Raw genomic sequence first — 14,161 nt, forward strand, 5'->3', positions numbered from 1 at the left:
CATGACCACAACGACCAATCGCACGCTCGGGAGCGAGGCGGGTACGGCGCCGCCGCGCCGGCGTCCGGAACTGCTGGCATTCGTCGAGAGGTACGCGCTGGCCGCGATGCTGGCACTCCTGTGCTTGTTCTTCTCGATGTATGGATCGACCGCCGAGACGTTCACCTCGCTGGCAAACATCCGCAATATTCTCGGCAGCGAGTCGGTCGTCGCTGTCGCGGCACTTGCCTCGATCGTGCCGCTCACCTGTGGCCAGTTCGACCTGTCCGTCGGAGCCGTGCTCGGGCTCTCCTCCGTCGTAGCGGGTACAGCGGCCGCCACGCACGGGCTCCCAGTACCCGTTGCGGTGGCCGTCGGCGTTCTGGTTGGCGCCGTGGTCGGTACGTTCAACGGCTGGCTCGTGGCCTACCGCGGCGTCAATGCACTGATAGCAACGCTCGGCACGTCAACCTTGGTCGCCGGACTGGTGAGCCTGTACACCGAGAACCAGGTGGTCAGTGTGGGCATCCCCGAGAGCTTGACCAACTTCGGCACGGTACGGCTACTGGGCGTGCCCCAAACGCTCTACGCGGTGGCTCTGATCGCAGCTATCGTCTACTACCTGCTGCGCCATACGCCGTATGGCCGCTACCTCGCCTCCGTGGGCGCCAGCCCGACGTCGGCGCGCCTGGTGGGTTTGAACGTGCCCCGGATGATCCTGTCCAGCTTCGTGCTCTCCGGAGCGCTTTCCGGCATTGCGGGCGTCCTGCTGCTGGCCCGTGCTGGCACGGCGAACCCGCAGGTCGGGCCAGGATTCACCCTCGCAGCTTTGTCTGCGGCGTTCCTCGGCGCGACAGCAATCCGTCCGGGAACTTTCAACGTGTTCGGCACACTGCTCGGCGTCCTTTTCGTTGCCGTAAGCGTCAACGGCCTGGTCCTGTCTGGAGCTGCTGACTGGGTTGAGCCCACCTTCAATGGTGCGGCGCTGCTCGTTGCGGTCACCCTCTCCACCGCCTTTGCCCGGCGGCGTGCCGGTCGTACCTGACCCGATTGGGTTACAGGTCCATGAGACCGAGACGACTTCTTGATCGATTGTGAACCCGATCCGGAGCGCCCCACGTGGCAGCGCACTGCCGTCGACCGGGGTACAGCTCTGGGATTTGCGTGCCTGGCCGTCGCGCTGGGTTCGTGTCAATTCTTTCCCGGTGTACGGCAGGTTCTACCTACGTCGCCGACGCCCTGCGCTCGTACGTTGAATGTGACCGACAACACGTCTACTCGTGCGACTGACCAAGTCGAAACCTGGAGGTTCGGCGCGATCCGTGAGGCGAATTCATACAGCCGAGCGTTCGGGCCGGTGCTGGCGACCTAGCCGTTCTGCACTAATTCACCCATCAAATAAAAGGAGTACCCGATGCCACTGTGGCAGCTGTTCACCCCAGAGAATGCGTTCACATCCGAAGAGAAGGCTGATCTGGCGAGCAAAATCACCAACATCTACTCGTCTGACTGGGCGCGGGAGAATTTCGGCTTCGAGCTGCCGCGGTTCTACACCTCAGTGGTCTTCCACGAGATCAAGGCGGACTCGTTCTACGTCGGCGGTGAGGCGCGTGACAAGTTCGTCCAAATCGAGGTCGTCCACATCGCCCGTACGAACGAGGGGGCCGCCGCCCTCGCGGGCATCACTGTCGAGGAGATCCTCCGGCGGTACTTCGAGAAGGTCAACGGTTTACTCAAGCCGTACATCGCCGACCGCGGCTACGAGGTGGAGTTCCACGTCGAAACCGCGCCGTTCGAAACCTGGCAGATCGACGGCATGGTGCCGCCGGCTCCCCATTCCGTGGCAGAGCGGCGCTGGTTCGAGGAGAACCGGAGCTCGCCGTACAACGCCGAAGAACTGAGCAACGACCCGCGGGTCGCGACTGTCTGAAACAGGCACCGCCTCACCTACCAACCTGACCAAGCAATCCACACGAAAGTCATTGAGGGAGAAGCCGATGCGCGAAGATATCGAGTTCGACGCTGAGGGAGTGACGCTACGCGGCTGGTTCTACAAACCTGACGACGCGTCCGGCGAAGTGCCGTGCATCATCCTGACGCACGGGTTCTCGTGTACCAAGGAGATGGGTCTCGAACCCTTCGCCGAGGCGTTCACCGCCGCGGGGTTCGCTTGCGTGGTCTATGACCACCGGGGGTTCGGTGCCTCGGACACGGCTCCGGGTAAGCCGCGGCTGGAGCTCGACCCGTGGGACCAGATCCACGACTGCCAGCACGCGATCACCTACGCGCAGGGCCGGCCCGATGTCGACGCGTCGCGCATCGGGGTGTGGGGTTCGAGCTACTCGGGCGGCAACGCGTTTGTGGTCGCGGCGATCGACCGCCGCGTCAAGGCCGTGTGCGGGCAGGTGCCTGGAGTTTCTATGCGGCGCACCTTCGAGGCTGGCGTTCCGAAGGAGTTCTGGCAGGAAATCTGGGACGGGCAGGCAGCCGATCGGCTTGCAAGAGCCCGAGGAGAGGCACCCGCGATGATTCCTGTAGTCACCGCGGACCCCACCCAGCCGGCAGCCCTGCCGACACCCGATGCCTACGCGTTCTTCTCTCCCTACGAGGGGACCGCGTGGCGCAACGAGGTGACGATGCGCTCGTTGGAGCAGGGCTACGAGCCAGGCGAGTTTCTCAAGTTCGTTGCTCCAACCCCGCTTCTGATGGTGGTTGCCGAGGGCGACACCATCGTGACGCCGGCCGAGTGGGCCAAGGAGGCGTACGAGACCGCGGTCGAGCCCAAGCGTCTCGTCACGATCCCCGGCGGCCATTTCGACGCATACACCGGTCACCCGTTCGAGCTCTCGTCGGGCGCGGCACGCGAATGGTTCCTCGAGCACCTGGCGCAGAAGGTCGCCCCAGCACCGGTCTGAGCTCTGGGTCCACCACGGCGGACCCAGTCGAACTAACAAGTCTCGTCCGATCCGGGCGTGCCATCAAAAGTGTGAGCACTCGTTTCACAATCAAAAGGAGAAATAGTCATGCCGTTTTGGAGAATCCACCACCCTGTTGGGGCCTACACCGATCAGGACAAGGAGGACTTCGCGAAGGCCATCACAGCTCGCTACGCGGCAGAAATGCCGGCCTTCTACTGCGACGTGTTCTTCTACGAGGTGGAGAAAAGGAACGCGTTCAGGGGTGGCGAGGCCGTCGACAACTTTGTTCGCCTCCAGGTGGAACACATCGCACGAGCGATAGACGGCCAGGTGATGCAGCAGTTCATCATGGACTTGCTGACCGAGACCATCAGACCGTGGCTCGACGGTCGCGGGCACGATTGGGAAATAAGCATCGGGGAGATGCCGGCCGAGCTGTGGAGGGTCGACGGGTTCACTCCGCCGCCGTTCCGCTCACCGGCGGAGAAGCGGTGGATGAGCGACAACAAATCATCCCCGTACGACTGGACCGAAACGGTCGGTCTTAACGCGGATGGCCAGATCGTGGGGTTGGTCGATCCCAGGGGCTGAATACCTAGCGACCCACAGTCTGACTAACGCTCTGTCATCCCGGCCCGGGTCTCTGTGCCACCCAGAGACCCGGGCCCTCGGTTCTTCGGTCGAAATGCGGACACGCTCAGCACGGCCGTCGAGGAACTCGGCGGATCTCGCGAGGCCCGTCTTCTCAGCAGTAGCCGGCGTCGCAGACGAAAGACATTGTGGCAGTGAAATGGCAGGGATCGCTCGCTACTGAAGCGAGCGACAACACGGAGAGACAGAAATCACTCATGCACGTACTCGAAGTCGCCAACAATCCCGGCGAGGCGTTTACTCGCGCATTACAGGCCACGACCCTGTGCGAGGCGTTCCAGATCACGGCCGCCGCGAGAGCCGACCAAGTCGCTCTGCGCACTGTCGACGGAGACATCTCACTGACGTTCGCCGCGCTCTCGGAGCGAGTCCGACGCCTGACGGCCGGCTTGGCAGCGCTGGGCGTTCGGCCTGGCGACACCGTCGGCATCATGCTCACGAATCGGCCAGAATTTCACATCGTCGACCTGGCGGCCATGCACCTCGGTGCCTTGCCGTTCTCGATTTACAACACCTCCGCACACAATCAGATCGAATACTTGTTCAGCGATGCCGGAAACCGGATCGTGATCACCGAGCGAGCGTTCGTCGACCGCGTCGTGGCCGTGCGCGATGGCGGCACTCCGCTCGACATGATCGTCGTGGTCGACGGCGCACCGGAGGGGACGCTCAGCCTCGAGGAAATTGAAGCCCACGGCGACCCGGACTTCGATTTCGACGCAGCGTGGTCGGCGGTCAGTCCTGATGACGTCCTGACACTCATCTACACCTCTGGAACCACAGGCCCACCCAAGGGTGTCGAACTCACTCACCACAACCTGATGAGCCAAGTTCGCGCGCTCCAACAGGCAATGCCCACCACACCGGGCGGTCGCTTCGTCTCGTTCCTTCCCTCCGCGCACATCGGTGATCGGTGGGGTGCGCACTATTGCGCTCTGATGATCTGGGGATTCACAGTCACGCCACATCCGGTCGGCGGCGAGGTTCTGGATGTCGTGGAACAGGTGCGCCCGACGGTGTTCCAGCCAGTGCCCCGTATCTGGGAGAAAGCCAAGGCCAAACTGGAGGCTCAGCTTGAGGCCGACCCCAACTCTGCACGGCGCGCGCTGCTGCGCTGGGCCATCGACACCGGGATCAAGAAGACACAGGCCGCACGCGACAACCGTTCTCTCGGCATGATCTTCGACCTTCAGGCATCGGTCGCGGCCGCGCTCATCGGTGACCGGTTCCGTCGAATGCTGGGCTTGGAGAAAATCGACTGGGTCCTGTCTGGATCGGCCCCGACTCCACGCGAAGTGTTCGAGTTCTTCTCGGCAATCGGTATCCCCATCTGCGAAGTGTGGGGCATGAGCGAAACGTCCCTTGCCATAACCATCAATCCGCGCGACGCCATCCGGGAGGGCACGGTGGGGCTACCCCTGCCCGGAATCGAGGTGAAAGTCGCCGAGGACGGGGAGATGCTCGTCCGTGGAGCGACAGTCATGCGTGGCTACCGGAATAAGCCCGGCCAGACCGCTGAGGCGATCGATTCGGACGGGTGGCTCCATACCGGTGACATCGGGACGGTCGACGAGGACGGTTACGTGCGGATTGTCGATCGCAAGAAGGAGATCATCATCAATGCAGCCGGTAAGAACATGTCCCCAGCGAATATCGAGTCACGGTTGCGGTCGAGCAGCCCGCTGATCGGTCAGGTCGCCTGTATCGGGGACGGCCGGCTGTACAACGTCGCGTTGATCACCCTCGACCCCGACGCAGCTGCTGGGAGATCGGCAAGTGATCCGGCCGTTATCGCCGAGGTGGCAGCCGGGGTCGATCTTGCGAACTCTCAACTTTCGAGGGTCGAGCAGATCAAGAAATTCACGGTGCTCGACGATTATTGGCTGCCCGGAAGTGACGAGCTCACACCCACGATGAAGGTCAAACGCAGGAATGTCACGACAAAGTACGCCACTCAGATCGACGACCTCTATTCGACATAAACGTGCCCGGACGCTGATAGCACGAACACCCGTCGACGAACGAGTCGTGCCATTGGTGACTCCGAACTCGAGAAGCGCAGTTTCGTTCTGCCGCTTGGTCTTCGGTGGCTCTGTCCCATTCTGTCCGACAGGCGGACGCAAAATCACGAATAGGCTTTCGGGATACTTCATATCGACGGCCTCGGCCGCCCGACTGCTCGCCCAAATTGACAAAGCGCCGTTCTCGCTCACCGAGCACGCTCCCGTCGGCTTCACGAGTGGCTGTCGGTCGCCTACGGAGACCGGAGCGAACGGGTGAGCTGCATTGGCCCGAGGGGTCAACACCGACACCCACAGCAGGGCCGGCCGGACGTCGACGCCTCGGCGCTCGCAGGGCGCCGTACGTTTCGAGACGAACGTTCCGAAAGAGTTCTGGCAGGTGGCGTGGGACGGGCAGGCAGCCGACTCGAGGAATTGATCAGCGACGTGCTGGTGGCCACTGGCTGAAACAGGCACCGCCACACCGCCAACCTGCACTAAGGCCTGAGGATGGCCGAGCATTCCCCAGGCTGTTCACTGAAAAGCCGATGCGCGAAGATATCGAGTTCGATGCTGAGGGTGGACGCTGCGCGGCTGGTTCGCCCAGCCTGAGGACGTGTCCGGTGAAGTGCCGTGCGTGGTCATGGCGCATGGCTTTTCGTGCACCAAGGAGATCGGTCTGAAGCCCTTCGCTGAGGTGTGCAGCGCCGCGGGGTTCGCTTGCGTGGTCTGTGACCACCGGGGGATTGGGTGCCTCGGATGCGGCGGGGTGTAGGGCTTCGAGCTACGCGGCCGGCAACGCCTTCGCGGTCGCGGCGATCGACCGGCGCGCGAAGGCCGTGCGTAGTGAGTGGGTATTCAGGACCTCCGGTTGGCCGTAGCCAACTCTGCGACCGGCGTGCCCAGTGCGTGTCTGCGGTTTCGTGTCATTTCTTTACCGGTGTTGGGCGAATTCGACCTACGTCGTCGACGTCCCCTGCTCATACGTTGGGAATAGATCGCAGCCCGCCCCGAAACCTGGAGGAATCTCAGTGGATACTGACGCCAAATCGTTGGACGCAAGCTCGGAGTCGACGCCGGCCAAACCGAAGATCCGCGCAACGGTGTTCAACGGCCGGTGGCCGGAGATCCGGGCTCCGTATCCCGGGATAGAGACCGGGACTTTTCCGCCCTCCTCTTCCACGATCGTGAGCGGCCCGACCGAGGCAGTTCTCATCGACGCCCAGTACCTCAAGGACGACGTTCGAGAACTCGGTGACCTGATCGAACGCACAGGAAAGGCCCTCACCACTATCTACATCACGCATGCGCACCCTGATCACTACCTGGGCATTGGTCCGTTGAAGGAGCGGTTCCCCGAAGCGAAGTGCATCGCGCTGCCACATGTCGTCGAGGCGATCCCAGGAGCCATGGCCGAATATGCCGACCTGTGGGAGATGATGTTCGGCGACACCAGCGTTCCCTACGGCGCGCTTCCCGACCCGTTCGAGGGCGACACGTTCTACGTCGACGGCTCCCCGCTGAAGATCATCGAGGTCAAGCAGGCCGACGTCCATCCCACCACGATCGTGCACGTTCCCGAGATCGACCTCGTGATCGCCGGTGACGCCATTTATAACGAGATCCACCCGATGCTCGGGCTCTCCACACCGGAGGAATGGTCGGACTGGCTCGAGACCGTGGACCTCGTGGAGAGTTTGAACCCCCGCATGCTCGTGGCCGGGCATCGCAGGCCTGATGGCGACGATTACGCGGTCGACACCATGATCGCGGAGACCCGCGCCTATATCCAGCAGTTCGCAGCCGCGTACCGGGTTGCGAAGGACGCCAAGGAACTGACTGCCATCATGACGGAGAAGTTCCCATACCACGGTCAAATTTGGACGCTGGAGTTCTCCGCCTTCGCTGCGTTCGCGGCGCGCGACGCGGAGTAGCTCAGAGGCAGATCCCGTTCGGTGACGACGGCGCCGGTCGCTGCGGACCGGCCCGGCTACCGCGTCATGGAGCATCCACGATGTGCACTGCGCACGCAGAGCGGTCCCTCGATGCTGGCGACGGCGCAATCATGAAGAAGGACGGGGGCGTCCTACTCATCCGCATCGACCGGCCGGCTAAACGGAATGCGCTGACACCGGGTCTGTTGGGCCGCCTGGGAGAGGTGTACTCGTCTTACGAGTCGAGCGACGCGCTGCGATGTGCTGTCTTGTTCGGGCACGGAAAGGCGTTCTGCGCAGGCGCTGACCTCAAAACTGGCGCGCGCCGGCGGACATCATCGTGGCGGAACAAGCTACGAAGTCGGGCCAACCCGAAGCGCAACGCGGAATCTTCGCCCTTCGGTGGCGGCTCGGTACGGTGGCCGCTTCGCGTGGGGTGGGGCAACTCCCAGCGGTACGTGCTCACCGGCGATCTTCTCGACGCGCGCGAAGCAGACTAACAGGATCAACAGCAGAAAAGGCTTTCGACTCATGACGCAAAACCTGACGAACGACGCCCCGACCTCGGCGAAGTTGCCGACAGAGCTGTCCACCATCGCGGTGATCACGCTCATCGGCGGAGCCTTCGTGCCGATTCTTTCGTTTTTCGTCATCAACGTCGCGCTGCCGTCCATAGGCACGGATCTCGAGGCTTCCAAAGCCGGTTTGCAACTCGTAGTCGGCACCTACGGAATTGCGAACGCGACGCTGGTCGTGGTCGGCGGTCGGCTGGGTGACGCGTTCGGTCGGCGGCGCCTGTTCCTCGTTGGCATGGCAGGGTTCACTATCTTTTCGCTGCTGTGCGGCCTCGCTCCGAATGTGTTGATGCTGTTGGCTTTCCGCGTCGGCCAAGGCGCGCTTGCCGCATTGATGACGCCCCAGGTACTCGCGACTATTGCCGCCGTGCTGACCGGCGCGAGCCGAATCCGCGCGGTGGGCATGTTCGGGGCGGCGGGCGGCGTCGGTGCAGCGGTCGGTCAGATCTTGGGCGGCGTATTGGTGTCGGCAGATATCGCTGGACTCGGTTGGCGCACAGTCTTTTTCGTCAACATTCCGGTGTGCGTCGTCGTATTCATCGCTGCCTATCGAGTGATTCCCGAAACGAAAGCATCGGTCCGCCTTCCGGTCGACGGCATCGGAGCGCTCTTGCTCGGCACCACCCTAGTGATGCTGCTGTTGCCACTGACGGAAGGCCGCGCACTCGGCTGGCCGATCTGGACCTGGGCAATGCTGCTCGCAGTGATTCCGCTCCTCGTCGTTCTTGGAATGCACCAACGCCGGACCGAGCACTCGGGCAGGGCCGCATTGGTTCCACCTTCGGTACTTCGATTGCGCGGCATGCGGATCGGTTTGATCATCGGCGTCGCGTTCTTCACAACATTCGGCGGCTTCATGTTCGTCTTCGCAATTGCCACGCAGGGCGAAGCTGGTATGACTGCACTGGAGGGCGGGATGACTTACCTTCCGCTCGCGATCAGCTGCATGGCCGTGTCGATCTACAACGCCAAACTGCAGGAGCGGTTCGGTCCGAGCATCATCGCTCGTGGCTGGGCGATCCAGGCCGTCGGCTATCTGGCATGTGCTGCCGTCGTCGCTGCGCGGTGGCCCGACGTAGGTCCGCTCACTACGGCGATTCCGATGTTCGTGATCGGGCTCGGCGCGGGGCTGGTGATGATGCCGTTGTTCGGGATCGTGATGGCGCAGGTGCCGCAAGAGCAGGCCGGCCTCGGTAGCGGGATTCTGATCACCACACAGCAAACGTGCTTCTCGCTTGGCGCCGCGACCGTCGGCACGCTCTTCCTGATTCTCGCCGGCACCAGTTGGGGGCAAGGCGGAGCGCTCACCGCTGTCGAAGTGATGATTGCAGTGGTGTCGGTCGCCGCCGTTCCAGTGAGCCTTGGGCTGACGCGGAAATAAGACGAATGGTTCGAGATCTCGAACCGAACTTCAGTCAACTTGTTGCGGGCCGGTGGTTGTCAATTCTTTACCGATGTTCGGCGGGTTCGACCTACGTCGCTGACGGCGCCCGCTCATAGGTTGAGTGTGACGAACAGGGAATCAACGACCCACGGGCGGCGACAGCCCCGTCATACGCAACAACGTGATTGAGACCTCGAGGTCCGGCGAAGCATTTGCATGACATTTACTGAATGGAGAAACCGATGCGCGAAGACATCGAGTTCGACGCTGAGGGTGTGACGCTGCGCGGCTGGTTCTACAAGCCTGACAATGCATCCGGCGAAGTGCCTTGTGTCGTTATGACGCACGGCTTTTCGTGCACCAAGGAGATGGGCCTCGAGCCCTACGCCGACGCGTTCAGCGCCGCGGGTCTTGCCTGCGTGGTCTACGACAACCGGGGATTCGGCGCCTCGGATGCGGCACTGGGCAAGCCGCGGCTGGAGATCGATCCGTGGGACCAGATCCACGACTACCAGCACGCCATCACCTACGCGCAGAGCCGGCCCGACGTCGACGCCTCCCGGATCGGAGTATGGGGCTCGAGTTACGCGGGCGGCAACAGCTTCGTGGTAGCGGCGATCGACCGACGCGTCAAAGCCGTGTGCGGCCAGGTCCCGGCGGTCGCCGGGCGCCGCACCTTCGAAACGAACGTTCCGAAAGAGTTCTGGCAGATGGCGTGGGACGGGCAGGCAGCCGACCGCCTGGCACGAGCCCGCGGAGAGGCGCCCGCGATGATCCCCGTGGTCACCGCCGACCCGACGCAGCCGGCAGTCATGCCGACGCCCGATGCCTACGCGTTCTTCTCGGCCTACGAGGGGACAGCGTGGCGCAACGAGGTCACGCTGCGCTCGACGGAGCTGGGCTACGAGGCAGGCGAGTTCCTCAAGTTCGTCGCTCCCACACCGCTGCTGATGGTGATCGCCGAGGACGACAACATCGTGACGCCGGCCGATTGGGCCAAGGAAGCCTACGACACCGCGGCAGAACCCAAACGTCACGTCTCGATCCCCGGCGGCCACTTCGACGCATACACAGGTCACTCGTTCGAGCTCTCGTCGGGCGCGGCACGCGAGTTCTTCCTCGAGCATTTGTCAAACAAGGTCCCGGCACCGGCCTGAGAAGGGTCCGGAAGCGCGGACCAGACGAATCCAACACATCTATAAGGAGAAATAACGCACATGAGCACGCTTGCAGGAGATTTGGCGCGCGCGTTGGGCGATGTCGCCGCGATGCAGCAACTGTACGCCGACGACATCAGCTGGACGCTGCCCGTAACCCTGGGCCGCATCGGCGGAACCCACGACGGCAAGGACGCCGTGGTCGGGTTCAACAAGGTGTCCCTCGGGCCCTACAGCAAGTCGGCGGGGATGAAGGTCGACATCCACGACGAGTCCGGCGCGGGTGATTTCAGCGTCGCCCGCTTCACTACTCGCGCAACCGTCACTGCGACCGACGAGACCTACGAGAACGAGTACGTGCTCCTAGTGCGGGGACGCGACGGCAAAATCGTCGAGGTCTTCGAGTACCTCGACACCCTCAAGGTCATGCACTACGAGGGCCTTCGGAAGTTTCTACCGGCAATCGATGGCGTGGTTGTCTCGTGACTACATCCAACCGGAGGTGGCGAGTCGCGGCGATGCCCACCGAGCATCTCGAGACCTCGCACTTTGACCTGGAAACCGTCGATCTGCCGGAAGTGCTTGATGGACAGGTCAAGTGCCGGGTGCTGTGGATCTCTATCGACGCCGCACAACGAGCGTGGTTCCAGGGCGCAACGTATCGCAGTGCCATCCAGGTCGGCGACACGATGCCGGCGTTCGCTATCGGTCAAGTGGTCGAGAGCCACAGCGACGACTTCGCGGTCGGTGACATCGTCACTGGACATCTCGGCTGGCAGGACTACGCGGTGGTCGAACCGGACGACCTGCAACGGCTCGTTCCCACCGAGAAGCTTTCCTACTACCTCAGCGTGTTGGGCATCACCGGCCTGACTGCGTATTTCGGCCTACTCGACGTCGGTCAGGCAAAGCCCGGGGAGACCGTCGTCGTCTCGGGGGCCGCCGGCGCTACAGGCGCACTCGTGGGGCAGATTGCCAAGCTGCAGGGATGTCGCGTCGTCGGCATCTGCGGCAGCCCAGAGAAACAGAAGTGGCTCACCGACGAGCTCGGGTTCGACGCGGCGGTCAGCTATCGCGATGACCATTTCCGCAAGTCGCTGAAAGACGCCTGTCCCGATGGCATCGATGTCTTTTTCGACAACGTGGGCGGCGTGACGCTGGACACCGCACTCAGTGTGATGGCCCACCGCGGCCGCGTCGTGTGCTGCGGCGTCGTCTCCCAGTACGACACGACCAACCCCTCGCGGGGCGTTCGTGGCACCCCCGGTGTCCTGATCGTGAAGAGCATCACGATGCGGGGCTTCTTGTACACCGACTATTCCGATCGCTCCGACGAGGGACTCCACGCTTTGCAGGGCTGGCTAGCGGACGGCTCCCTGACGGTGACGGAGGACATCCTCGAAGGTCTCGAGAACGCGCCAGAGGGCCTTATTGGCGTCCTCAACGGGACCAACGTCGGCAAACGCATGATTCACGTCGCCGACCCGTCCTGAGATTGCAGCGAATGCGAGGGCTCACCTCGCCGTGCCCAAAATTAAGCAAGCGCTTAGTCACAAAGAGAGGCTTCACCAATGCCCCAAGCCGTCATCGTCTCCACCGCCCGCTCCCCGATCGGCCGGGCCGGCAAGGGCTCGTTGAAAGACATGCGTCCCGACGAGCTGGCTGTTCAAATGGTCCGGGCGGCCCTTCGCCAGGTGCCCGAGCTCGACCCGGCCGAAGTGGTCGACCTGATTCTGGGCGTGGGCCAGCCGGCGGGGGAGTCGGGCAACAATCTGGGCCGTGCGGTCGCCGTTCTGAGCGGGATGGATCACTTGCCGGGCGTCACCGTCAATCGGTATTGCTCGAGCAGTCTGCAGACCACGCGGATGGCTTTCCATGCGATCAAGGCCGGCGAGGGTGACGCCTACATCTCGGTAGGCGTCGAGACGGTGAGCCGGTTCGGCAACGGCTGGGCAGACGATCCCGCGGGGCAGAACCCGGTCTTCGCAGATTCTCAGGCGCTGACCGACAAGCGCGCGGGCGGCGGCGCGCAGACCTGGGTCGACCCTCGAAGCACGGGGGAACTCCCAGACCTGTACATCGCGATGGGCCAGACGGCGGAGAACGTCGCACAGGTCCTCGGCATGTCACGTCAGGAGCAGGACGAATTCGCTGTGCGAAGTCAGAACCTGGCGTGCCAACGCGTCGAGGAAGGCTTCTGGGCCCGCGAGATCGTGCCGGTCACGCTGCCTGATGGAAGCGTCGTGTCCGCCGACGACGGCCCGCGGCCCGGCACCACCCTGGAGGGAGTCGGCAAGCTGAAGCCGGCTTTCCGACCCGACGGCACGGTGACGGCGGCCAACGCGTGCCCGCTCAACGACGGTGCCGCCGCGCTGGTCGTCATGAGCGACACGAAAGCCAAGGAGCTCGGGCTCACGCCGCTGGCGCGGATCGTCTCCACCGCGGTCACCGGCCTCTCGCCCGAGATCATGGGCCTCGGCCCGGTCGAGGCGATCCCCGCCGCACTGCGCAACGCAGGGATGGGCCTGGCCGACATCGACCTGTTCGAGATCAACGAGGCGTTCGCGGTCCAGGCGCTCGGATCCGCGCAGCAGCTCGGTATCCCGCTGGACAAGCTCAACGTCAACGGCGGTGCGATCGCCGTCGGTCACCCGTTCGGGATGACCGGGGCCCGGATCGCGGCCACGCTCATCAACTCGCTGCGATGGCACGACAAGCAGTTCGGCGTCGAGTCCATGTGTGTCGGCGGCGGTATGGGCATGGCCATGGTCATCGAGCGACTGAGCTGAGAGGACAGACATGAGCAAGCGTTTCGAGGGCAAGACCGCGATCGTCACCGGAGCGAGCCGGGGTATCGGGCTCGCTATCGCCGAGCGGCTGGTTGCCGACGGTGCCCGCGTCGTTATCACTGCGCGCAAGAAGGAGGCGTTGGACGACGCGGTCGCCCACCTCGGCGGTCCGGACGTGGCGCTCGCCGTCGCGGGCCGCGCCGACGACGCCGATCACCAGGCCGACGTAGTTCGGCAGGCGATCGAGTCCTTCGGCAGCATCGACTTCCTGGTCAACAACACTGGGATCAACCCGGTGTACGGGCCGCTCGTCGACCTCGACTTGTCGGCTGCTCGCAAGATCGTCGAAGTGAACTGCATTGCCGCGGTTTCGTGGGTCCAGCAGGTGCACAAGGCCTGGATGAAGGAGCATGGCGGCGTAATCGTCAACGTCTCCTCGCTTTCCAGCATCCGTACGGCGCCGGGCATCGGGTTCTACGGCGCCAGCAAGGCGATGCTGAATTCGCTCACCGAGTTGATGGCGGTCGAGCTCGGCCCCGACATCCGGATCAACGGGGTCGCTCCGGCGGTGGTGAAGACACGGTTCGCCACCAAGCTGTACGAGGGCCGCGAGGACGAGGTCACCGCCGCATACCCTCTCGGGCGGCTCGGCGTGCCGGAGGACATCGGCGGCGTCGTCGCCTTCCTGCTTTCCGACGATGCTGCGTGGCTCACCGGGCAGACCGTCATCGTCGATGGCGGCGTCAGCCTCTCCGCCGCGGGGGAGTGAACCAA

General features: G+C 63.6%; 13 protein-coding genes and 1 pseudogene. All 14 read left to right on the plus strand.

The annotated features are described in order from the left end of the window. Position 1 precedes the first annotated feature (1 nt). The 14 genes and pseudogenes from FGL95_RS25325 to FGL95_RS25385 all read left to right on the plus strand — a co-directional run bounded on the left by FGL95_RS25325 (position 2) and on the right by FGL95_RS25385 (position 14,156). Complete coding sequence (locus FGL95_RS25325; protein ID WP_169592492.1) at positions 2-1,024, plus strand: ABC transporter permease; 1,023 nt, start codon at positions 2-4, stop codon at positions 1,022-1,024. 369 nt (positions 1,025-1,393) lie between these two features. Beyond that, positions 1,394-1,909, plus strand: coding sequence for a tautomerase family protein (locus tag FGL95_RS25330; protein ID WP_169592495.1), 516 nt, complete (start codon positions 1,394-1,396; stop codon positions 1,907-1,909). Between the two features lie 67 nt (positions 1,910-1,976). Further along, on the plus strand, positions 1,977-2,894 hold the full coding sequence (locus FGL95_RS25335) for an alpha/beta hydrolase (protein WP_169592499.1): 918 nt from the start codon (positions 1,977-1,979) through the stop codon (positions 2,892-2,894). A gap of 108 nt (positions 2,895-3,002) precedes the next feature. Continuing rightward, positions 3,003-3,488 carry a tautomerase family protein gene (locus FGL95_RS25340; protein WP_169592501.1) on the plus strand — a complete coding sequence of 162 codons (486 nt, stop codon included), beginning with the start codon at positions 3,003-3,005 and terminating at the stop codon, positions 3,486-3,488. 257 nt (positions 3,489-3,745) lie between these two features. Further along, complete coding sequence (locus FGL95_RS25345) at positions 3,746-5,530, plus strand: AMP-dependent synthetase/ligase (RefSeq protein WP_169592504.1); 1,785 nt, start codon at positions 3,746-3,748, stop codon at positions 5,528-5,530. Between the two features lie 151 nt (positions 5,531-5,681). Further along, positions 5,682-5,848: pseudogene (locus tag FGL95_RS32480) on the plus strand (dehydrogenase); the annotation flags it as partial. A 731-nt stretch (positions 5,849-6,579) separates the two neighbouring features. Next, the gene (locus FGL95_RS25350; protein ID WP_169592507.1) at positions 6,580-7,482 is read left to right on the plus strand and encodes an MBL fold metallo-hydrolase; all 903 of its coding nucleotides are present in this window, start codon (positions 6,580-6,582) and stop codon (positions 7,480-7,482) included. A gap of 80 nt (positions 7,483-7,562) precedes the next feature. Beyond that, on the plus strand, positions 7,563-7,982 hold the full coding sequence (locus tag FGL95_RS25355) for an enoyl-CoA hydratase-related protein (protein WP_169592511.1): 420 nt from the start codon (positions 7,563-7,565) through the stop codon (positions 7,980-7,982). A gap of 31 nt (positions 7,983-8,013) precedes the next feature. Continuing rightward, positions 8,014-9,438 carry an MFS transporter gene (locus tag FGL95_RS25360; protein WP_169592512.1) on the plus strand — a complete coding sequence of 475 codons (1,425 nt, stop codon included), beginning with the start codon at positions 8,014-8,016 and terminating at the stop codon, positions 9,436-9,438. Between the two features lie 245 nt (positions 9,439-9,683). Continuing rightward, a complete protein-coding gene (locus tag FGL95_RS25365) occupies positions 9,684-10,598 on the plus strand; it encodes an alpha/beta hydrolase (protein WP_169592515.1) in 915 nt (304 codons plus the stop codon). Between the two features lie 60 nt (positions 10,599-10,658). Continuing rightward, entirely contained in the window at positions 10,659-11,084 is a 426-nt protein-coding gene (locus FGL95_RS25370) for a nuclear transport factor 2 family protein (protein WP_169592517.1), read from the plus strand. Continuing rightward, complete coding sequence (locus tag FGL95_RS33010; RefSeq protein WP_169592520.1) at positions 11,081-12,091, plus strand: zinc-binding dehydrogenase; 1,011 nt, start codon at positions 11,081-11,083, stop codon at positions 12,089-12,091. The genes FGL95_RS25370 and FGL95_RS33010 overlap by 4 nt, the downstream gene beginning before the upstream one ends. Positions 12,092-12,169: 78 nt before the next feature. Beyond that, positions 12,170-13,387 (plus strand): acetyl-CoA C-acetyltransferase, encoded by a 1,218-nt coding sequence (locus FGL95_RS25380; RefSeq protein WP_169592521.1) that lies wholly within the window; start codon positions 12,170-12,172, stop codon positions 13,385-13,387. Between the two features lie 10 nt (positions 13,388-13,397). Further along, positions 13,398-14,156, plus strand: a complete 759-nt coding sequence (locus tag FGL95_RS25385) for an SDR family oxidoreductase (protein ID WP_169592524.1) — start codon at positions 13,398-13,400, stop codon at positions 14,154-14,156. Positions 14,157-14,161: the final 5 nt, after the last annotated feature.

The sequence above is a fragment of the Antrihabitans stalactiti genome (assembly GCF_012932915.1).
GTDB lineage: Bacteria > Actinomycetota > Actinomycetes > Mycobacteriales > Mycobacteriaceae > Antrihabitans > Antrihabitans stalactiti.